Raw genomic sequence first — 20,044 nt, 5'->3', positions numbered from 1 at the left:
GGGGTCAGCGGAACATCATTTCGGGGGCGGACAGGAAGTAGGTATTCCAGTCCGCCGGATTGCGGGCCTGGGCCAGTGCCGCCTGCGTGGCCTGGCTCCACTGCGGCAGGCGCTGGCGCACGCTGGCCAATTCCGACAGCGTGGGGTAGGGCGGCTTCTCCAGCGCGTCTGCGGGGTCGGCGCGGAACAGCACGGCGCTGCGCGTGGCGATCTGGCGCGCCACCTCGAAGCGCGCCGCCATCTGGCCCGAGCTGGCCCAGTCGGACTGCATCTGCGGATAGCCGTCCGGCGTCTCGTGCGCATAGAGGTTCTGCCCCAGCCGGTTGACCCAGCCCAGCACCGGCGCCACGTCGGCCGCCACGCGCTGGTCCACCGACAGCCGCGTGGCGGCCAGCACGTAGTGCAGCGGATCGCGGAACTTGCGGCCGAAGCGGGCGGCCTCGGGATCGGCCAGCAGCGTGGCCACGGTGGCCGCGATATCGCCCCGGCTGCGCGTGAAGGCCTGGGCCGTGCGCTGCACCAGGGCGGGCGGCGGATCGTCGGCAATGAAGAACACCGCCAGCTTGCGCGCGATGAACTGCGCCGTGGCCGGCGAGGCGACGATGCGGTCCAGCGCCTCCTGGACCTCGGCCATGCCGCGTGCGTGCAGGGGCTGGCCCAGGAAGGTCTTGGGGCCGTAGTCGTGCCGGTTGGGGTTGAACTCGAAAAAGCCCGAGCGCAGGTAGTCGCCCTGGCGCTCGGGGCGCATGCGCGGCGGCGGCGTGCCGGCCGGCTGCAGGCTGATGCCCACGCCGGTCAGGATGCGCGCCATCTCCTGCACATCGGCCTGGGTGTAGCCGCTGCCCACGCCCATGGTGTGCAGCTCCAGCAGTTCGCGCGCGTAGTTCTCGTTGATGCGGCCTGCCGCATTGCTGGCGTTGTCCAGGTAGCGCAGCATGGCCGGGTGGCGCAGCGAGGCCTCCAGCAGGCTGCGAAAGCTGCCCAGCGCATGCGGGCGTATGGCCTGCTCCTCGTAGTCGCCCACCCAGGCGCGGATATCGGCCTTGCGCAGGCTGACGCTGAAATGGTTCATCCAGAACCAGGTCATCTGCTCCTGCAGCTGCGCCGGCGAGTACAGCGCGCGGATCACGAAGCGCTTCTGGGCATCGTTGCCCAACTGGTTCAGCGTGCGCTGGTAGGTCTGCTGCAGCGTGGCCTTTTCATCGGCCGATGCCGCCTCCTGCACGGCCTTGCGCTGGGTCTCCAGTTCCAGCAGCACCTCGTTCATGGGGCGCTGGCTGATGCCCAACTGGTCAATCCGCTGCTGTGCCTGCGGCGGCAGCGGCCGGGGGCCGGGCTGCAACTGCCGGGCCAGCCAGGCCTTCAGGCCCAGGCGCTGCAGCTGTGCATCCTCGCTGTCGGTGGCGCCCCAGGTCACGCGGTCCAGCCATTGCTGGCGCTGCGCGGCGGTGAGGGGCGCATCGGGCAGGGTATGGAGTGCAGGCGTTGCGGAGGAGGGCGGCGCCTGCAGGGGCGCGCAGCCCGTGGCCAGGGTGATGGCGCAGAACGTGAGAGCGATGGCGAACGGCGATGTGCGGCGCATGGTGTCTCGGTGGGTAGGGGCATCCATTTGATGCCAGCATCCTCCGCCCATGTGCTTCGCCCTGTAAAGCGCCGGTAGCAAAAAGTAAAAGGCAAAAAAAGCGGAGTGTGAAGCACTCCGCTTTTTTTGAGGGACCCGGCCTTATTTGCTGGGCCGGCTCGCGCATTCCGCGCACTGTCCGTACAGGGCCATCGAATGGTCCTGGATCACCCAGCCCTTGGCCTTGGCGATCAGGTTCTGGCGCTTTTCGATATCGGGATCGTAGAACTCCTCGACCTTGCCGCAGCTGGTGCACACGAAGTGGTCGTGGTGCTGGCCTTCATTGAGTTCGTAGACGGCCTTGCCGCTCTCGAAATTGCTGCGGATGAGGATGCCGGCCTGCTCGAACTGCGTGAGCACGCGGTAGACCGTGGCCAGGCCGATGTCCGAGCGTTCGTCCAGCAGCACGCGGAACACGTCTTCGGCCGTCATGTGGCGTTGCGCACCCGTCTGGAAGATCTCCAGGATCTTCAGGCGGGGAAGCGTGGCCTTCAGGCCGGTACTCTTGAGTTCGTCGATGTTCTTCATGTCTGGGTCTTTGGCAGAGACTGCCCGCTGGACTGCCACCATGGCAGGCGCGGGGCGGCGAACAAAATGGCCCTGGTGCCAGGGGCGTCGCATGATCGCAAGCCCTAGGGACCAGCCGCTACAATGATCCACGATCATATCCCTATGCTGATACCAATGCATGTTCAAGCCCGTTGCCGCACGAGTGCGGCCCTGATGCTGTTGATCGGGGTGGCGCTGGCAGGCTGCAGCAGCCTCGATGGCGCCGCGCACCGAGTCGCCAATGTCGTCACTCCCTACAAGGTCGAGGTCGTCCAAGGCAACTTCGTCTCTCGTGAACAGGTCGAGGCCCTGCAGCCCGGCATGAGCCGCCAGCAGGTGCGCGACATTCTCGGCACGCCGCTGGTCACCAGCGTATTCCACGCCGACCGCTGGGAATATGTGTTCACCATCAAGCGCCCCGGCGTCGATTCGCAGGTGCGCAAGCTGACCGTCTTCTTCAACGGCGACCTGTTTGCCCGCTCCGAAGGCGACGAGATGCCCACCGAGGCCGAATTCGTCGCCAGCCTGGGCTCCAAGAAGAAGCTGGGCAAGATTCCGCAGCTGGAAGCCAGCGAGGAGCAGCTGTCCAAGTTCCCGGCTGCCAAGCCTGTGGAAGAGCCCGTGGCCGCCGAGCCGCCGCCCACAGCGGCCAGCTACCCGCCACTGGAATCCGGCGCCCGTTGATATCGCCGCCCGCGCGCCGCAAGGCATGCGGGCGTTTTTCCGTGGATGAAGGCCGCTGCAGCGCCTGTCTGGCGCCGCTTTTGCCTGCTGTCCATGCATTGAGCTTGTGCATCCCTTTCCCGACATGAACGCCACGACTGCCACTTCCTCCAGCAACAACCAGCGCCTGCGTGTGGCCGTGGCCGGCGCCTCCGGCCGCATGGGCCGCATGCTGATCGAGGCCATCGCGCAAAGCGATGACCTTGCGCTGGCCGCCGCGCTGGACCGCGCCGACAGCCCTTCGCTGGGCACCGACCCCTCGGCCTTCCTGGGCCAGCCCAGCGGCATCGCCATCGAAAGCGATGTGCGTGCCGCGCTGTCCAAGGCCGATTGCCTGATCGACTTCACGCGCCCCGAAGGCACGATGGACCACCTGGCCATCTGCGCCGAGTTGGGCGTCAAGCTGGTCATCGGCACCACGGGCTTCAGCGACGAGCAAAAGGCCCGCATCGCCGAGTACGCCCAGCGCACGGCCGTGGTGCTGTCGCCCAACATGAGCGTGGGCGTGAACGTCACCTTCAAGCTGCTGGAGATGGCGGCCAAGGCGCTGTCCAGCGGCTATGACATCGAAGTCGTCGAGGCCCACCACCGCCACAAGGTCGATGCCCCCTCGGGCACGGCCCTCAAGATGGGCGAGGTCATCGCCGAAGCTCAGGGCACGAAGCTGGCCGACCGCGCCGTCTACGAGCGCTTCGGCCACACCGGCGCGCGCGAGGACAACACCATCGGCTTTGCCACCGTGCGCGGCGGCGACATCATCGGCGACCACACGGTGCTGTTCGCGGGCACGGGCGAGCGCATCGAGATCTCGCACAAGTCCAGCAGCCGTGCCGGCTATGCGCAGGGCAGCCTGCGGGCGGCACGCTTCCTGGCAGGCAAGGCAACGGGTCAGTACGACATGAACGATGTCTTGGGTCTGTGATGGCACAGACCCTGGGCCGTAGCGCCGCGTACCTCTCTTTGGCCATACGGGCGAGATAAAGACCATGACCGGCCCACTCTGGCTCTGGTGGCAGCAAGGCGACACCGTGGCGCGCGGCACGGCGCTGCTGCTGCTAGCGCTGTCGGTGGCCAGCTGGGTGGTCATCGTCTGGAAGATCTGGTTCATGGCCGCCAGCCGCCGCCGCGTTCCACAGGCCATTGCGGCCTTCTGGAGTGCGCCGGACCTGGCCACGGGCCAGGCTCGCATGGCCGAGGGCGATCGCCAGCAACTGGTGGTGCCCATGGCCGGGGCCGTGTCCCAGGCCCTCGCGCCCACGGGCGGCAGCGGCATGGCGCTCTCGGGGCGCGCAGCGCGCTCCGTGCGCCTCACGCGCGGCCTGCGCCAAGCGCTGCAGTCGGCCAGCCACCAGCTTCAATGGGGCCAGACCCTGTTGGCCACCGTGGGCGCCACGGCGCCCTTCGTCGGCCTGCTGGGCACCGTCTGGGGCATTCACCACGCGCTGGCCACATTGGCCGGCAGCGGACAGATCGGCATCGAGCAACTGGCCGGCCCTGTGGGCGAGGCCCTGGTGATGACGGCAGCCGGCCTGGCCGTGGCCCTGCCAGCCGTGCTGGCCTATAACCTGCTGGGCCGCGCCGCCGCCCAGATGGAAGCCCTGCTCGAAGGCTTTGCCCATGACCTGCAGGCCATGTTCGGCCTGGAGCAGCCCGGGCAGGCGCAGCCGGATGACGGCATGCCCGTCGCCGGCCTGCCGGCCGGCCCCATGGAAGCGCCCTGACCGGGCGGCCAGGCAGGAGCGCACATGGCCTTCGGACGACTGAGCGGCAAGGAGAGCGCCCCCCAGCCCATGCACGCCATCAATGTCACCCCGCTGGTGGACGTGATGCTGGTGCTGGTGGTCATCTTCATTCTTGCGGCACCCATGCTGGCTGCCTCCCTGCGCGTGCAATTGCCCCAGGCCCAGGGCACCCAGCCCATGGCGGCAGCGGGCGAGGACGATGCGCTGCTGCTGGAGGTCGATGCGCAGGGCGCGCTCTGGGTGCAGGGCCAGCCCACCACGCCCGAGGCACTGCGCGAGCGTCTGGCCCGGCTTGGCGCCCGCAATCCCCAGGCCGAGCTGCAATTGCGTGCCGACCAGGCCGTGCCCTATGGCCGCGTGGCCGAGCTCATGGGCTGGGCCCACGCGGCGGGCCTGACGCGCATGGGCTTCGTGGCAGAGCCTGCGCGAAGCCAGGAGGGCCGGTCCGCCGCCGTCCTGGGCCCTTCCGGCGCCGGGCGCTGAAGCGCCGCCGGGCCTGCGTCCGCGAACCTATTCCTGTCCTTCGGGCCAGCGCTCGCTGCCCGCCAGCCGCAGATGCTGGCCATGGTCCGAGGAACGCTGGTACAGGCTTAGCCCGAACAGCGGCAGCATGCCGATCAGGTGGTCGAAGATCGCGCCCTGTATGGCCTCGTACTCCACCCAGACCGTGGTGCTGGTGTAGCAAAACAGCTCCAGCGGCACGCCCATGGGCGAAGGCTCCATGGTGCGCACCAGCAAAAACATGTTCGGCGTCTTGTGGATGTGCGGATGGCGCAGCAGGTAGGCGTATGCATAGGCCTTGAAAACGGCCAGATTGCTGAGTTGCTGCGCGGCCATCTCGCTGCCTGCAGGCGCGTCGGCCATGCGCAGGTCGCCGCTGCGGGTCCAATGGTCCTTCAGGGGCTCCAGCAGCGCCAGTTTCTGCCGCTGCTCGGGCGTCAGCAGGCGGATGGTGTGGGCGTCTATGTGCAGCGAGCGGCGGATGCGGCGCCCGCCCGACTCGAACATGCCGCGCCAGTTCTTGTAGCTGTCGCTCATCAGCCGCCAGGTGGGAATGGTGGTGATGGTCTTGTCCCAGTTCTGCACCTTCACCGTGTGCAGCGCGATGTCGATCACGAAGCCATCGGCGCCGACCTGGGGCATCTCTATCCAGTCGCCCACGCGCAGCATGTCGTTGGAGCCCAGCTGCACGCCGGCCACGAAGGACATGATGGTGTCCTTGAAGATCAGCATCAGCACGGCCGAGGCCGCGCCCAGGCCCGACAGCAGCAACAGCGGCGAGCGGTCCACCAGGGTGGCGACGATGAGCACGATGGCGATCAGGAACACCAGCAGCTTGCCCAGCTGCACATAGCTCTTGATCGAGTGGGCCTGCGTGGCCTTGCGCTCTTCCTTGAGCTCGTGCGCCTCGTTCATGGCGTTGAGCAGGGCGCTGATCACGCGGGCCACGTGGTAGATGGTGCAGGCGATGGCCAGGTTCAGGATCAGCGTGGCCCACTGCGGCTGCAGCTGCGGTATGGCCTGCACGCCCGACTGCATGAGCAGCGAAGGCACGGCCTTGGCCAGCCGCTGCAGCACGCTGTCGTGCAGCAGCACCTGCGCCCATTCCATCTCCACCAGCGTGCTGCGCATGCGCGGAAGCACGCGCAGCAGCAGCCATTGCACGACAAACCCCGCCGAGCGGGCCAGCAGCACCAGCGCACACAGCGCGGCCAGGGCCTGCATGACGGGATCCCAGCCGGAAATCAAAGACCAGTTCAGCAAGAAAAACTCCAGGGCGTTGCAGTGCCGGCCTGCCTGCGGCCGGCACCATGAGGCCGCGCGCAGTGGCGGCATGCCCGGGAGATGCGCATCGGTTCCTGCGCAAGCCCGGGCTGGCGATGGAGGAACGCCTGCGGCATGGCGCCGCAGAGCTGGCAAGCATACGCAGTGCGGCTTTTCCCCGTGCCACAGGCGGGCAAGCGGCCGCCGATGACGCAGTACCGCCTGCGGGCTTGTGGGCGGCTTCGGGCACGGCCGGGCCGGGGGCCTAAAATCGCCGGTTGATTCCGGCAATCCACCTTGTCAGGCCCCTGGGCCGCAGCACCATGCAAGAGAAATACAACCACATCGACGTTGAGCGCGCAGCGCAAGACCACTGGTCCGCCCGCGACGCTTACCGCGTGACCGAAGACCAGGCCAAGCCCAAGTTCTACGCCTGCTCCATGCTGCCCTACCCCAGCGGCAAGCTGCACATGGGCCATGTTCGCAACTACACCATCAACGACATGCTGACGCGCCAGCTGCGCATGAAGGGCTACAACGTCCTCATGCCCATGGGCTGGGACGCCTTCGGCCTGCCGGCCGAGAACGCTGCGCTCAAGAACAAGGTGCCGCCCGCGCAGTGGACCTACGACAACATCGCCTACATGAAAAAGCAGATGCAGGCGATGGGGCTGGCCATCGACTGGAGCCGCGAGATCGCCACCTGCGACCCCGACTACTACAAGTGGAACCAGTGGCTGTTCCTGAAGATGCTGGAAAAGGGCATTGCCTACCGCAAGACCCAGGTCGTGAACTGGGACCCGGTGGACCAGACCGTGCTGGCCAACGAGCAGGTCATCGACGGCCGCGGCTGGCGCACGGGCGCGCCGGTCGAAAAGCGCGAAATCCCCGGCTACTACCTGAAGATCACCGACTACGCCCAGGAGCTGCTGGACCATGTCCAGGTGGGCGGCGACAAGGCCACGCTGACCGGCTGGCCTGAAAAAGTCCGCCTGATGCAGGAAAACTGGATCGGCAAGAGCTCCGGCGTGCGCTTTGCGTTCACCCACGACATCCGTGGCGCCGACGGCCAGCCCATCCAGGACGGCCGCCTGTACGTGTTCACCACGCGTGCCGACACCATCATGGGCGTGACGTTCTGCGCAGTGGCGCCCGAGCATCCGCTGGCCCTGCACGCCGCCGCCACGAGCCCCAAGCTGGCCGCCTTCATCGAAGAGTGCAAGAAGGGCGGCACCACCGAGGCCGAACTCGCGGTCAAGGAAAAGGAAGGCCTGCCCACGGGCCTGTTCGTCACGCATCCGCTGACGGGCGCCCAGGTCGAGGTCTGGGTCGGCAACTACGTGCTCATGAGCTACGGCGACGGCGCCGTCATGGGCGTGCCCGCGCATGACGAGCGCGACTTCGCCTTTGCGAAGAAGTACGGCATCGCCATCCGCCAGGTCATCGCGGTCGAAGGCGAGACCTTCAGCACCGAGGCATGGGCCGACTCGTACGGCGACAAGCAGCGCGCTGTCTGCATCGAATCCGGCGAACTCGACGGCCTGCCCCATGCGGCGGCCGTGGACAAGGTGGCCGAACTGCTGGCGGCCAAGGGCCTTGGCGAGAAGAAAACCACCTGGCGCCTGCGCGACTGGGGCGTGAGCCGCCAGCGCTACTGGGGCACGCCGATTCCCATCATCCACTGCGAGGACTGCGGCGCCCAGCCCGTGCCCGCCAAGGACCTGCCCGTGGTCCTGCCCCAGGACCTGGTGCCCGATGGCTCGGGCAACCCCCTGATCAAGAGCGAAGCCTTCCACGCCGGCGTGGTCTGCCCCTGCTGCGGCAAGAGCGCGCGCCGCGAGACCGACACCATGGACACCTTCGTGGACTCGTCCTGGTACTTCATGCGCTATTGCGACGCCAGGAACAGCGAGCAGATGGTGGCGGAAGGCGCCGAGTACTGGATGCGGGACCAGAATGCCGCCACCGGCGGCAGCGGCATGGACCAGTACATCGGCGGCATCGAGCACGCCATCCTGCACCTGCTGTACGCGCGCTTCTGGACCAAGGTCATGCGTGACCTGGGCCTGGTCAAGGTCGATGAGCCCTTCACCAAGCTGCTGACCCAGGGCATGGTGCTCAACCACATCTACAGCCGCCGCACGGCCAAGGGTGCCAAGGAGTACTTCTGGCCCAAGGATGTCGAGCATGTGTTCGACGAGACCGGCAAGATCGTGGGCGCCAAGCTCAAGGCCGAGGTGGACAGCGCCGATGGCCTGCTGCCCGTGGGCACGGACATCGACTACGAGGGCGTGGGCACCATGTCCAAGTCCAAGAACAACGGCATCGATCCGCAGGAGCTGATCGAGAAGTACGGCGCCGACACCGCGCGCCTGTACACCATGTTCACCGCGCCGCCCGAGCTGACGCTGGAATGGAACGATGCCGCCGTCGAAGGCAGCTACCGCTTCCTGCGCCGCGTCTACAACTTCGGCGCCAAACTGTCGCAGATGGACATGACCGGTGCCGTGCAAAGCGTGGCCGGCGCCAAGTCGCTGGACGACGTGGAGTTCGGCAAGGCCGCCAAGTCCCTGCGCCTGGAGATCCACACCGTGCTCAAGCAGGTGGAATACGACTACCAGCGCATGCAGTACAACACCGTGGTCTCGGGCGCCATGAAGATGATCAACGCGCTGGAGGACTTCAAGTCCTTCGACGACGCGGGCGCCCAGGTGGCGCTGATCGAAGGCTTCGGCATCCTGCTGCGCGTGCTCTACCCGGCCACGCCCCACCTGGCCCATGCGCTGTGGAGCGAACTGGGCTACGCCGCCCACCTGGGCGACGTGCTGGATGCGCCCTGGCCCCAGGTCGATCCCCAGGCGCTGGTGCAGGACGAGATCTCTCTGGTGCTGCAGGTCAACGGCAAGCTGCGCGGGGCCATCCTGGTGTCCTCGACGGCCGACAAGGCCGAGATCGAGCGCATTGCCCTGGCCAACGAGGAATGCCAGAAGTTCACCAACGGTGCCGTGCCCAAGAAGGTGATCGTGGTGCCTGGCCGCCTCGTGAACGTCGTGGTCTGACCCCCTGGGCGCCGGGCCTGCCCGGCGCTCGCAAGGAACAAGCATGCAAAAACGTACCCTGCTCACCGCCCTGGCCCTGGCTCCGCTGCTGGGGGCCTGCGGCTTTCGCCTGCGGGGGGTGCCGACCTTCGTGTTCCGCTCGCTGTACATCCAGGCGGGCCGGGGCTCTCCGGTAGCGCGGGAGCTGTCGCGCAATCTGGCCAGTGCCAGCGACAAGCTGACCGTGCTGCGCGATCCGGCATCGCCCGACGATGCCGAAGCGATCTTCCAGATCGTCAGCGAGCGGCAGGAGCGGGTCATCGTCGGCATGAACGCGCTGGGCCAGGTGCGCGAGTTGCAGCTGCGCCTGCGCGTGCGCTTCAAGCTGCGCACGCCCAATGGCGACGAGCCGATTCCCGAGACCGAAATCCTGCAGCAACGCGATGTGACGTACAACGAAACCAACGCGCTGTCCAAGGAAGCCGAGGAAGCCATGCTCTACAAGGACATGCGCACCGACATCGTGCAGCAGTTGCTGCGCCGTCTGGCCGCCGTCAAGAGCCTGACCTGAGCCCCATGCAGCTTGCCCTGAACCAGCTTGGCGGCCATCTGGCCAAGGGCCTGCGCCCGCTTTATGTGCTGCACGGCGACGAGCCGCTGCAGCAGCAGGAGGCGGCCGATGCCATCCGCGCCGCGGCGCGCGCGGCCGGCTATACCGAGCGCAGCAGCTATACCGTGGCCGGCGCGCATTTCGACTGGAGCGCCGTGCTGGCGGCCGGTGGCTCGCTGTCGCTGTTCGCCGACCGGCAGATCGTCGAGATCCGCATTCCCTCGGGCAAGCCCGGCAAGGACGGCGGCGCCGCGCTGCAGCAGATCGCCGAGTCCGCGCGGGGCAACGACAGCACGCTCACCCTGGTCCTGCTGCCGCGCCTGGACAAGGCCACCAAGACGGGGGCCTGGTTCAGCGCGCTGGAGGCCCAGGGCATGACGCTGCAGATCGATCCCATTGAGCGCGCCCAGTTGCCGGCCTGGATTGCCCAGCGGCTGGCGGCCCAGGGCCAGCGCGTCGCACCCGGCGAGGAAGGGCAGCGCACGCTGCAGTTCTTTGCCGACCGTGTCGAAGGCAACCTGCTGGCCGCGCACCAGGAAATCCAGAAGCTCGCGCTGCTGCATCCCGAGGGTGAACTGAGCCAGGCGCAGGTCGAGCAGGCCGTGCTCAATGTGGCGCGCTACGACGTGTTCAAGCTGTCGGAGGCTGTGTTGGGCGGGCAGCTGGCGCGCGTCTCGCGCATGCTCGATGGCCTGCAGGCCGAAGGCACGGCCGAGGTGCTGGTGCACTGGACCCTGGCCGAGGACATCCGCGCCATCTGCCGCGTGAGGGACGCCATGGCCGCAGGCCAGCCCCTGCCGATGGCGCTGCGCGCCCAGCGCATCTGGGGCGTCAAGGAACGCTTGTTCGAGCGCCTGCTGCCGCGCATCACCGACGCCCAGGCCGCGCGCCTGCTGCAATCGGCCCACGCGGTGGACGGCATCGTGAAGGGCCTGGCCTTCGAAGGCTGGCCGCGCGACGGCTGGCAGGCCCTGCGCCGCCTGGCCGTGGACCTGGCCCAGGCCGGCGCCAAGGGCTGACGTACCGTTCCTAGCGCGTCTTTTCCAACTGCGCCTGGGCCTTGGTGGCCCAGGTCTCAAGGTTGTCCAGCAGGTCCTTCTGGCTGAAGGAGCAGCTTTCCTCACTGAACAGCGCGCTGGACTCCAGTCGGTCCAGCAGATTGAGCAGCACTTCGCCGTAGCGCGGCGGCAGGGCCTGCAGCAACTCCGACGAGGCCCTGGCCTGCTGTCCGAGCATGGCGGCCGACAGCTGCTGCTGTGCCAGTTGGGCGAAGCCGGCATGCAGCTGGGCGAGCTGCTGGGCGGCGAGAAGAGTGTCGTGGCTGGTGGACATGGCGGGAAAACCTCTGCGTACTGGGCAGCAGTGTAGGGTGGCCGCGACATCCTGCCGGCCGCCGCAACGCGGGGTTTGCCCTCTGGCGGCCGTGCGCAGACGCACCCTGGCCGCATCGCAGCCGCATGTCGGCGCGGGGCATGCCCGGTCCCGGTGCGCAAATGGGCGCAACTCGGCGAGAATCTCGGAATGAACGCGCTCAATATCGTCGAATACACCCACAACCTGGGCGTTCAGGCCAAAGTGGCCTCCGCCCAGATGGCCCGAGCCTCGGCTGCCGTCAAAAGCCGCGCCCTGCTGGCGCTGGCGCGCCTGCTGCGGGAGAACGTGGAGCCGTTGCAGACCGACAACGCCCGTGACCTCGACCGCGCCGTGGCCAACGGCCTGTCCGCACCCATGGTGGACCGCCTGCGCCTGACGCCCAAGGTGCTTGAAACCTGTGCCCAGGGCTGCGAACAGCTGGCATCCATGGCCGACGTGATCGGCGAGATCATCGGCATGAAGCAAATGCCCAGCGGCATCCGCGTGGGCCAGATGCGCGTGCCCATCGGCGTGTTCGGCATGATCTACGAGAGCCGCCCCAACGTGACCATCGAGGCGGCCAGCCTCAGCATCAAGAGCGGCAACGCCTGCATCCTGCGCGGCGGCTCGGAAGCCATCGACTCCAACAAGGCACTGGCCGCCCTCGTGGCCAGGGCGCTGGCCGAAGCCGGCCTGCCCGAGCACGGCGTGCAGCTGGTGCAGACCACGGACCGCGAGGCCGTGGGCCAGCTCATCGCCATGCCCGACTACGTGGACGTCATCATCCCGCGCGGCGGCAAGGGCCTGATCGAGCGCATCAGCCGCGAGGCCAAGGTGCCCGTCATCAAGCACCTGGACGGCAATTGCCACACCTATGTCGATGATCCCTGCGACATCGCCATGGCCGTCAAGGTGGCCGACAACGCCAAGACCAACAAGTACAGCCCCTGCAACGCCAGCGAGAGCCTGCTGGTGGCGCGCGGCGTGGCCGCCGAGTTCCTGCCGCAGATCGGCGCCATCTACGCCGCCAAGGGGGTCGAGATGCGCGGCTGCCCCGAATCGCTGGCCATCCTGAAGTCCGTGGCCGGTGCCCAACTGGCCGAGGCCACCGAGCAGGACTGGAGCGAGGAATACCTGGCGCCCATCATCAGCGTCAAGATCGTCGCGGGTGTGGACGAAGCCATCGCCCACATCAACCGCTACTCCAGCCACCACACGGATGCCATCCTCACGCGCGACCACATGCATGCCCAGCGCTTTCTGCGCGAGGTGGACTCGGCCAGCGTCATGGTCAATGCCAGCACCCGCTTTGCCGATGGCTTCGAGTACGGCCTGGGCGCGGAAATCGGCATCAGCACCGACAAGTTCCATGCGCGCGGTCCTGTGGGCATCGAAGGTCTCACCTCGCTCAAATACGTGGTGCTGGGTGAAGGCGAAGTCCGCACCTGACCGGACCGTGCTGCGCGCCGGCAGGCACCCTGCCGGGACGCCCCGCGCCGGGATGCCCCGCGCCGGCACCGCAGCACCGCAATGAACCCATGAAAATCATCATTCTTGGCGCCGGCCGTGTGGGCTACAGCGTGGCCGAAAGCCTGGTGTCCGAACGCAACGACATCACGGTGATCGACACCGATGCGCGCCGCCTGCGCGAGCTGGAGTCGCGCTTCGACCTGCGCGGCGTCGTGGGCAACGGTATCGATCCCCAGGTGCTGGCCGAGGCCGGAGCCAAGGACACGGACCTGCTGATCGCCTGCGCCGCGCTCGACGAAACCAACCTGGTGTGCTGCAAGCTGGCCCAGGTGCTGTTCGAGATTCCCACCCGCATCGCGCGCGTGCGCTCCTCGGGCTTTGGCGATGACGAGACGCTGCTGGGCAAGGAAGGCTTCGGCGTGGACCGCATCATCTGCCCCGAGGAGTCGCTGACCAACTACATCAGCAAGCTCATCGAGTTCCCCGAAGCCATGCAGGTGCGCGCCTTCGCGGGCGGACGCGCCGCGCTGGCCTCGGTGCGTGCGCGCGACGGCGCCCCCGCCGTCGGCAAGCACATCGGCGAGCTGCGCGACTGCATGCCCGAGCTGGCCATGCGCATCGTGGCCATCTACCGGCGTTTCCTGGAGGAGCCCGACCGCTTCGTGCGCTGCGACGGCAACACCCGCATCGAGCCCGGCGACGAAGTCTTCATCCTGGCCGCGCGCGAGCATGTGGCCGAGGTGCTGCGCGCCATCCACCAGCCCGCGGGCCGGCCTTCGCGCCCCGTCTACCGCATCATGATCGCCGGTGGCGACCAGGTCAGCCTGCGCCTGGCGCTGCAGCTGTCGCGCGTGCCGGGCCGCTTTCACATCAAGATCATCGAGCCCGACGAGCAGCGCTGCCAGGACCTGGCCTCGCTGCTTCCGGCCGAGGTGCTGGTGCTGCACGGCGATGCCACCGACGAAGACCTGCTGGCCGATGAAAGCGTGGAGGACGTGGACCTGTTCCTGGCCCTCACCGACGACGACGAAAACAACATCATGGCCAGCCTGCTGGGCAAGCGCATGGGCGCGCGGCGCGTGCTCTCGCTGATCACGCGGCGCGCCTATGCCGACCTGATGCACGGCACGCAGATCGACATTGCGCTGTCGCCGGCCCAGGCCATGCTCGGCGAGCTGCTGGCCTATGTGCGCCGCGGCGACGTGCAGGCCGTGCACAGCCTGCGCCGGGGCGTGGCCGAGGCGCTGGAGATCGTGGCGCGCGGCGACCGCAAGAGCTCGCGCGTGGTCGGCCGCAAGGTCGAGGACCTGCGCGTGCCCGAGGATGCGCACATCGGCCTCATCGTGCGCGGCATTCCCGAAGGCGTGCCGGCCGACGAGATCGCGGCCGGCGCCGAGCCCGAGGTCATCATCCCGCGCGGCAACACCGTGATCGAGAGCGGCGACCACGTGGTCTTCTTCCTGCCCCACAAGCGGCTGGTGCGGGACGTGGAAAACCTGTTCCGCGTCAGCGCCACCTTCTTCTGAGCCCATACCCATGCGCGACCTGTTCCCCGTCCTGCGCGTGCTTGGCATGCTCATGGTCATGTTCGCGCTGTCCATGCTGCTGCCCTTTGCCGTGTCCTGGTTTGCCGACGACGGCATCTGGCGCATCTACCCCTGGGCCATCGGCATCACGGCGGCGGCGGGGCTGTCGCTGTGGGTAGGCCTGGACCATTTCCGGCGCGAGCTGCAGCCGCGCCACGGCGTCATCCTCGTCACCCTGGTCTGGGTGGTGCTGCCGCTGTGCGCCATGCTGCCGCTGGTGCTGGGCCTGGGCCATGTGGGCCTGAGCATCAGCTTCACCCATGCCTATTTCGAGGCCGTCTCGGGCCTGACGACGACGGGCGCCACCGTGCTCACGGGGCTGGACGCATTGCCCGTGTCCATCAATGTCTGGCGCACCTTCCTGCAATGGCTGGGCGGCATGGGCATCCTGATCCTGGCCGTGGCCATCCTGCCGCTGCTGGGCGTGGGCGGTGCCCAGCTGTTCCGCGCCGAGGCCGCCGGCCCCATCAAGGACACCAAGCTGACGCCGCGCATGACCGAGACCGCCAAGGGCCTGTGGGGCGTCTACGGCGTGTTCTCGCTGGCCTGTGCACTGGCCTTCTGGGCCGCGGGCATGGAGCCGCTGGATGCGCTGATGCACATGTTCGCCACGGTGAGCCTGGGCGGCCTGTCCTCGCACGACGCCAGCTTCGCCTACTTCGACTCGCCGCTGATCGAGCTGATCGCCCTGGTCTTCATGCTGCTGGCCAGCTGCAACTTCGCGCTGTACTTCGTGGCCATGCGCAAGGGCCGCTGGGACGGCTTCTGGCGCGACCCCGAAATGCGCGCCACGCTGGCCGTGCTGCTGGGCGGCGGGCTCATCGTCGCGCTGCTGCTGTGGGCCAAGGGCGTGTACGGGCCTGTCGAGGCGCTGCGCTACGGCATCTTCCACGTGGTCTCGGTGGCCACGACCACGGGCTTCACCACCGTCGACTACCTGAGCTGGCCCGTCTTCGCGCCCGTGCTCATGCTGCTGCTGTCGGGCGTGGCCACCAGCGCGGGCTCCACGGGTGGCGGCATCAAGATGGTGCGCATGCTCATCCTGCTCAAGCAGGCGCGGCGCGAGCTCACGCGGCTCGTGCACCCGCGCGCCATGCAGCCCGTGCGGCTGGGCAACGGCGTGGTGGACGACCGCATGATCTTCTCGGTGCTGGCCTTCATGCTGGTCTATGGCGCCACCGTGATCACGCTCAGCATGGTGCTGCTGCTCACCGACCTGGACCCGGTGACCGCCTTTTCCGCCGTGCTGGCCAGCGTGCACTGCATGGGGCCGGGCCTGGGCGCGCTGGGGCCGAGCTCCAACTATGCTGTGCTCACCGACTTCCAGACCTGGATCTGCACCCTGGCCATGCTGCTGGGGCGCCTGGAAATTCTCAGTTTCATGGCGCTGCTTTCCCCGGCTTTCTGGCGCCGATGATGCCGAAGAGACTAGGGAAAACACTTAGACCATGGTCCAATCTCTACAATTGCCCCCCACCGCCGTACCCAGAGGGTCTTTATGGTTCCACATCTCATCACGGCCCTGACAGGCCCGATCAACGAGCTTGAGCAGCGCATCCTCGACTCCATGCCGGCGATCGAGCGCTGGTTCCGGCTCGAATGGATGGAACACACGCCGCCTTTCTATTGCTCGGTGGACATCCGCAACGCCGGCTTCAAGCTCGCGCCCGTGGATACCAACCTGTTTCCTGGCGGCTGGAACAACCTGACCGACGAAATGCTGCCGCTGGCCGTGCAGGCGGCCATGGCGGCGATCGAGAAGATCTGCCCCGAAGCGCGCAACCTGCTCATCATTCCCGAGAACCACACGCGCAACACCCATTACCTGGCCAACGTGGTGCAGCTCAAGCGCATCTTCAACATGGCCGGTCTGAATGTGCGCATCGGCTCCATCAGCCCCGATGTGAAGAAGACCACCACCGTCACCCTGCCGCATGGCGACACGGTGACGCTGGAGCCGGTGATCCGCAGCAAGCGCCGCATCGGCCTCAAGGATTTCGATCCCTGCACCATCTTGCTCAACAACGACCTGTCCTCCGGAGTGCCGGGCATCGTCGAGGAGCTGTACGAGCAATACCTGCTGCCGCCCCTGCATGCAGGCTGGAGCGTGCGCCGCAAGAGCCGCCATTTCCAGAGCTACGAGGAAGTGGCCAAGCGCTTCGGCAAGCTGCTGGGCATCGATCCCTGGCTGATCAACCCGCTGTTCGGGCGCAGCGAAGGCATCGACTTCGCCAATGGCGTGGGCATGGAAGGCCTGGCCGAGCAGGTCGATGTGCTGCTGGCCAAGGTGCGCCGCAAGTACAAGGAATACGGCATCAAGGAAAAGCCGTTTGCCATCGTCAAGGCCGACAACGGCACCTATGGCATGGGCGTGATGACCGTGCGCGACGCCAAGGAACTGGCCGAGCTGCCGCGCAAGAGCCGCAACAAGATGGGCATGATCAAGGACGGCCAGACCGTGCACGACGTGATCATCCAGGAGGGCGTGCTCACCCAGGAGCGCATGAACAACGCCGTGGCCGAGCCCGTGGTCTACATGATGGACCGCTACGTGGTCGGCGGCTTCTACCGCATGCACCCCGAGCGCGATGTGGACGAAAACCTCAACGCGCCCGGTGCCGGCTTCGTGCCGCTGGCCTTCCAGCACAGCACCCAGCTGCCCCAGATCGGCGCCCGCCCGGGTGCCAGCATGCCCAATCGCTTCTACATGTACGGCGTGGTGGCCCGGGTCGCCATGCTGGCGGCCAGCTATGAGCTGGAGGCGACCAACCCCAACGCGGAAATCTACGACTGATCGGGGTGCTGTCCGATGCGCTCGTCATCAGGACAGCGGACAATGCCGGCATTTCAATTGACTGAAGCCATCTCCCCACGGGATGGCGCATAGACCTGTGCAGAAAACCAAATCTTCGTTGGCCGCGCTCACCCTGGGCGCCATCGGCGTGGTCTATGGCGATATCGGCACCAGCGTGCTGTATTCGGTCAAGGAGGTGTTCGGCTCCGGCCATGTGCCGTTTACCCAGGAGAACATCTACGGCGTCCTGTCGCTGCTGTTCTGGACGCTGACGGTCATCGTCTCGCTCAAATACGTGGTCCTGGTGCTGCGCGCCGACAACAACGGCGAAGGCGGCCTGGTCGCCATGCTGGCCCTGGCCTCGCAGACCGTCAAGGACAAGCCACGCCTGCGCAGCGTGCTGCTGCTCATCGGCATCTTCGGCACCTCGCTGTTCTATGGCGACGGCGTGATCACGCCGGCCATCTCCGTGCTTTCGGCCGTCGAGGGCCTGGAGGTGGTGTCCCCGCACTTCACCAAGGCGGTGATCCCGCTGACCCTGGTCATCCTGTTCCTGCTGTTCTGGTTCCAGAAGCACGGCACGGCAGGGATAGGGCGCTTTTTCGGCCCCATCACCCTGGTCTGGTTCGCCACCATCGCCGCCCTGGGCATACACCAGATCGCCGGCCATCCGGAAATCCTGGCGGCCATCAGCCCGCACTTCGCGGTGCGCTTCATCTGGGACAACCCCGGCACCAGTTTCATCATCCTGGGCGCCGTCGTGCTGTGCGTGACCGGGGCGGAGGCGCTCTACGCCGACCTGGGCCACTTCGGCAAGAAGCCCATTCGCCTGGCCTGGTTCTCCGTGGCCATGCCTGCCCTCACGCTCAATTACTTCGGCCAGGGTGCGCTGCTGCTGGCCAACCCGGCCGCTGTGAAGAATCCCTTCTACATGATGGCCCCGGCCTGGGCCCTGCTGCCCCTGGTGCTGATGGCCACCATGGCCACGGTCATCGCTTCGCAGGCCCTGATCACGGGCGCCTTCAGCGTCACGCGCCAGGTCATACAGCTGGGCTATCTGCCGCGCCTGGAAGTGCGCCACACCAGCGTGCGCGAGGCCGGCCAGATCTACATGCCCCTGGTCAACTGGAGCCTGTTCGTGGCCATCGCGCTGGCCGTGGTGCTGTTCCGCTCCAGCGGCAACCTGGCGGCCGCCTACGGCATTGCGGTGACGCTGGACATGCTGATCACCACCACGCTGACTTTCTTCGTGATCCGCTACCGCTGGAACTACCCGCTGGCCCTGTGCATTGCCGCCACCGGCTTCTTCTTCCTGGTGGACCTGGCCTTCTTCTCGTCCAACCTGCTCAAGCTGTTCGATGGCGGCTGGTTCCCGCTGCTGATCGGCGGCACGGTGTTCTCGCTGATGATGACCTGGCGCAAGGGCCGCGAGCTGCTGCACCAAAAGCTGCAGGCCGATGCCATCGACCTCAAGAGCTTCCTCGAATCGGTCTGGCGCCATCCCCCGGCGCGGGTGCCGGGCACGGCCGTCTTCCTGTCCGGCGAGCCTGGCACCGTGCCCAACGCCCTGCTGCACAACCTCAAGCACAACAAGGTGCTGCACAGCCAGAACATCTTCGTCACGGTGCGCAACCACGAAATTCCCTGGGTGGGCCTGGACAAGCGTACCGAGATCGAGGCCCTGGGCAGCGACTGCTGGCAGGTCATCATCAACTACGGCTTCAAGAACGAACCCGACGTGCCGGCGGCGCTGTCCCTGCTGCGCCCCCGGGGCTGCCAGCTCGACGCCATGGAGACCAGCTACTTCCTGTCGCGCGATGTCATCATCCCGCGCATCAGCCACCGCATGGCGCCCTGGCGCGAAAAGCTGTTCGCCCAGATGCACCGCAACGCCAGCCGTGTCTCCGACTTCCTGCACCTGCCCAGCAACTCCGTGGTGGAGCTGGGCTCCAAGATCGAGCTGTAGGCGTCGCCCGCGTATCGCACGATCCGCGACTGTGGTGACAGAATCGCGCGATGCGCTTTCTCCGTGACTTGAGTCCCTCCGCCTTTGCGGCCGGCTTCGTGGCCGTGCTCGTGGGCTTCACCAGCTCGGTGGCCCTGGTCTTCCAGGCCGCCCAGGCCTTCCATGCCACGCCCGAGCAGATCACCTCCTGGGTCTGGGCGCTGGGGCTGGGCATGGGCCTGTGCTCCTTGCTGCCCTCGCTGATACTGCGCATGCCCGTCATGGTCGCCTGGTCCACACCAGGCGCTGCCGTGCTGGCCACGGCGGGGCTTGCCGGAGGCTTTTCCATGGGCGAGGCCGTCGGCGCCTTCATCATCAGCGCGGGGCTGATCATCCTGGTGGGTGCCACAGGCTGGTTCGAGCGCGTCATGAACCGCATCCCCATGGAAATCGCTGCCGCCCTCCTGGCGGGCGTACTTGCCAACTTCGGCATGCAGGCCTTTGCCGCCGCCAGGCACGCGCTGCCCCTGGTGCTGGTCATGCTGCTGACCTATCTGCTGTCGCGCCGCCTGGCGCCGCGCTATGCGGTCATCGCCACGCTGGCGGTCTCCATCGCCTGGGTGGCGCTCACCGGCCAGATGCAATGGTCTGCCGTGCATGCAGGCCTTGCCTGGCCGGTCTTCACCATGCCCGAGTTCTCCGTGCCCGCCCTGGTGAGCCTGGCCTTGCCCCTGTTCGTCGTCACCATGGCCTCGCAGAACCTGCCCGGCGTGGCCGTCATCCGCGCCACGGGCTACAACCTGCCCATCTCCCGCATCATCAGCATGACCGGCATCGCCACCCTGGTGC

At 67.2% G+C, this 20,044-nt stretch carries 17 protein-coding genes (1 of these 17 running past the window's edge); 13 read left to right on the top strand and 4 right to left on the bottom strand.

Going from position 1 to position 20,044, the window contains the following annotated elements; all coding sequences use genetic code 11:
* Positions 1-4: 4 nt before the first annotated feature.
* Positions 5-1,582, bottom strand: coding sequence for a DUF1800 domain-containing protein (locus tag CLV01_RS00135; RefSeq protein ID WP_099732638.1), 1,578 nt, complete (start codon positions 1,580-1,582; stop codon positions 5-7).
* Positions 1,583-1,723: 141 nt separating this feature from the next.
* The gene (gene fur / locus CLV01_RS00130) at positions 1,724-2,149 is read right to left on the bottom strand and encodes a ferric iron uptake transcriptional regulator (RefSeq protein ID WP_013804774.1); all 426 of its coding nucleotides are present in this window, start codon (positions 2,147-2,149) and stop codon (positions 1,724-1,726) included.
* 156 nt (positions 2,150-2,305) lie between these two features.
* On the opposite strand from fur, the gene CLV01_RS00125 reads away from it, so the two are divergent.
* From CLV01_RS00125 to CLV01_RS00110, 4 genes are all read left to right on the top strand, one after another.
* Entirely contained in the window at positions 2,306-2,854 is a 549-nt protein-coding gene (locus CLV01_RS00125; RefSeq protein ID WP_099732639.1) for an outer membrane protein assembly factor BamE, read from the top strand.
* A 124-nt stretch (positions 2,855-2,978) separates the two neighbouring features.
* Positions 2,979-3,815 carry a 4-hydroxy-tetrahydrodipicolinate reductase gene (gene dapB, locus CLV01_RS00120; protein WP_099735026.1) on the top strand — a complete coding sequence of 279 codons (837 nt, stop codon included), beginning with the start codon at positions 2,979-2,981 and terminating at the stop codon, positions 3,813-3,815.
* Between the two features lie 64 nt (positions 3,816-3,879).
* Entirely contained in the window at positions 3,880-4,614 is a 735-nt protein-coding gene (locus CLV01_RS00115; protein ID WP_099732640.1) for a MotA/TolQ/ExbB proton channel family protein, read from the top strand.
* 24 nt (positions 4,615-4,638) lie between these two features.
* Complete coding sequence (locus tag CLV01_RS00110; protein ID WP_012207802.1) at positions 4,639-5,118, top strand: ExbD/TolR family protein; 480 nt, start codon at positions 4,639-4,641, stop codon at positions 5,116-5,118.
* A 27-nt stretch (positions 5,119-5,145) separates the two neighbouring features.
* Here CLV01_RS00110 and CLV01_RS00105 read toward each other — a convergent pair whose 3' ends face one another.
* Positions 5,146-6,360 (bottom strand): mechanosensitive ion channel family protein, encoded by a 1,215-nt coding sequence (locus CLV01_RS00105; protein WP_099735027.1) that lies wholly within the window; start codon positions 6,358-6,360, stop codon positions 5,146-5,148.
* 362 nt (positions 6,361-6,722) lie between these two features.
* Between CLV01_RS00105 and leuS the strand changes: the two genes are divergently transcribed.
* Genes leuS through holA form a run of 3 tightly spaced genes read left to right on the top strand, consistent with a single transcriptional unit; the run spans position 6,723 to position 11,066 of the window.
* Complete coding sequence (leuS, locus tag CLV01_RS00100) at positions 6,723-9,458, top strand: leucine--tRNA ligase (RefSeq protein WP_099735028.1); 2,736 nt, start codon at positions 6,723-6,725, stop codon at positions 9,456-9,458.
* Between the two features lie 43 nt (positions 9,459-9,501).
* A complete protein-coding gene (locus tag CLV01_RS00095; RefSeq protein ID WP_012207799.1) occupies positions 9,502-10,008 on the top strand; it encodes an LPS-assembly lipoprotein LptE in 507 nt (168 codons plus the stop codon).
* A gap of 5 nt (positions 10,009-10,013) precedes the next feature.
* Positions 10,014-11,066, top strand: a complete 1,053-nt coding sequence (gene holA / locus CLV01_RS00090; RefSeq protein ID WP_012207798.1) for a DNA polymerase III subunit delta — start codon at positions 10,014-10,016, stop codon at positions 11,064-11,066.
* Between the two features lie 10 nt (positions 11,067-11,076).
* Here holA and CLV01_RS00085 read toward each other — a convergent pair whose 3' ends face one another.
* Entirely contained in the window at positions 11,077-11,379 is a 303-nt protein-coding gene (locus CLV01_RS00085; protein WP_099732641.1) for a hypothetical protein, read from the bottom strand.
* A 189-nt stretch (positions 11,380-11,568) separates the two neighbouring features.
* On the opposite strand from CLV01_RS00085, the gene CLV01_RS00080 reads away from it, so the two are divergent.
* The 6 genes from CLV01_RS00080 to CLV01_RS00055 form a co-directional block, all read left to right on the top strand.
* Positions 11,569-12,849, top strand: a complete 1,281-nt coding sequence (locus tag CLV01_RS00080) for a glutamate-5-semialdehyde dehydrogenase (RefSeq protein WP_012207797.1) — start codon at positions 11,569-11,571, stop codon at positions 12,847-12,849.
* An 89-nt stretch (positions 12,850-12,938) separates the two neighbouring features.
* A complete protein-coding gene (trkA, locus tag CLV01_RS00075; protein WP_012207796.1) occupies positions 12,939-14,396 on the top strand; it encodes a Trk system potassium transporter TrkA in 1,458 nt (485 codons plus the stop codon).
* A gap of 10 nt (positions 14,397-14,406) precedes the next feature.
* A complete protein-coding gene (locus CLV01_RS00070; RefSeq protein ID WP_013804766.1) occupies positions 14,407-15,873 on the top strand; it encodes a TrkH family potassium uptake protein in 1,467 nt (488 codons plus the stop codon).
* Positions 15,874-15,954: 81 nt separating this feature from the next.
* Positions 15,955-17,250 (top strand): glutamate--cysteine ligase, encoded by a 1,296-nt coding sequence (gene gshA, locus CLV01_RS00065; RefSeq protein ID WP_012207794.1) that lies wholly within the window; start codon positions 15,955-15,957, stop codon positions 17,248-17,250.
* 97 nt (positions 17,251-17,347) lie between these two features.
* Positions 17,348-19,216 carry a potassium transporter Kup gene (locus CLV01_RS00060; RefSeq protein ID WP_034397428.1) on the top strand — a complete coding sequence of 623 codons (1,869 nt, stop codon included), beginning with the start codon at positions 17,348-17,350 and terminating at the stop codon, positions 19,214-19,216.
* Positions 19,217-19,266: 50 nt separating this feature from the next.
* Positions 19,267-20,044: the 5' portion of a benzoate/H(+) symporter BenE family transporter gene (locus CLV01_RS00055; protein ID WP_013804763.1), read on the top strand. 404 nt of this gene lie beyond the right edge of the window; only the first 778 of its 1,182 coding nucleotides appear in the window; its start codon is at positions 19,267-19,269; the stop codon falls past the right edge of the window.

The sequence above is a fragment of the Delftia sp. 60 genome (genome assembly GCF_002754395.1).
GTDB lineage: Bacteria > Pseudomonadota > Gammaproteobacteria > Burkholderiales > Burkholderiaceae_C > Comamonas > Comamonas acidovorans.
Note: the sequence above shows the minus strand (reverse complement) of the source record. Positions and strands in the feature narration are given on the sequence as shown.

Excerpts from the sequence above, each read along its gene's own strand:
- CLV01_RS00135 (WP_099732638.1), bottom strand. The coding sequence starts at position 1,582 with ATGCGCCGCACATCGCCGTTCGCCATCGCTCTCACGTTCTGCGCCATC.
- fur (WP_013804774.1), bottom strand. The coding sequence starts at position 2,149 with ATGAAGAACATCGACGAACTCAAGAGTACCGGCCTGAAGGCCACGCTT.
- CLV01_RS00125 (WP_099732639.1), top strand. The coding sequence starts at position 2,306 with ATGCATGTTCAAGCCCGTTGCCGCACGAGTGCGGCCCTGATGCTGTTG.
- dapB (WP_099735026.1), top strand. The coding sequence starts at position 2,979 with ATGAACGCCACGACTGCCACTTCCTCCAGCAACAACCAGCGCCTGCGT.
- CLV01_RS00115 (WP_099732640.1), top strand. The coding sequence starts at position 3,880 with ATGACCGGCCCACTCTGGCTCTGGTGGCAGCAAGGCGACACCGTGGCG.
- CLV01_RS00110 (WP_012207802.1), top strand. The coding sequence starts at position 4,639 with ATGGCCTTCGGACGACTGAGCGGCAAGGAGAGCGCCCCCCAGCCCATG.
- CLV01_RS00105 (WP_099735027.1), bottom strand. The coding sequence starts at position 6,360 with ATGCAGGCCCTGGCCGCGCTGTGTGCGCTGGTGCTGCTGGCCCGCTCG.
- leuS (WP_099735028.1), top strand. The coding sequence starts at position 6,723 with ATGCAAGAGAAATACAACCACATCGACGTTGAGCGCGCAGCGCAAGAC.
- CLV01_RS00095 (WP_012207799.1), top strand. The coding sequence starts at position 9,502 with ATGCAAAAACGTACCCTGCTCACCGCCCTGGCCCTGGCTCCGCTGCTG.
- holA (WP_012207798.1), top strand. The coding sequence starts at position 10,014 with ATGCAGCTTGCCCTGAACCAGCTTGGCGGCCATCTGGCCAAGGGCCTG.
- CLV01_RS00085 (WP_099732641.1), bottom strand. The coding sequence starts at position 11,379 with ATGTCCACCAGCCACGACACTCTTCTCGCCGCCCAGCAGCTCGCCCAG.
- CLV01_RS00080 (WP_012207797.1), top strand. The coding sequence starts at position 11,569 with ATGAACGCGCTCAATATCGTCGAATACACCCACAACCTGGGCGTTCAG.
- trkA (WP_012207796.1), top strand. The coding sequence starts at position 12,939 with ATGAAAATCATCATTCTTGGCGCCGGCCGTGTGGGCTACAGCGTGGCC.
- CLV01_RS00070 (WP_013804766.1), top strand. The coding sequence starts at position 14,407 with ATGCGCGACCTGTTCCCCGTCCTGCGCGTGCTTGGCATGCTCATGGTC.
- gshA (WP_012207794.1), top strand. The coding sequence starts at position 15,955 with ATGGTTCCACATCTCATCACGGCCCTGACAGGCCCGATCAACGAGCTT.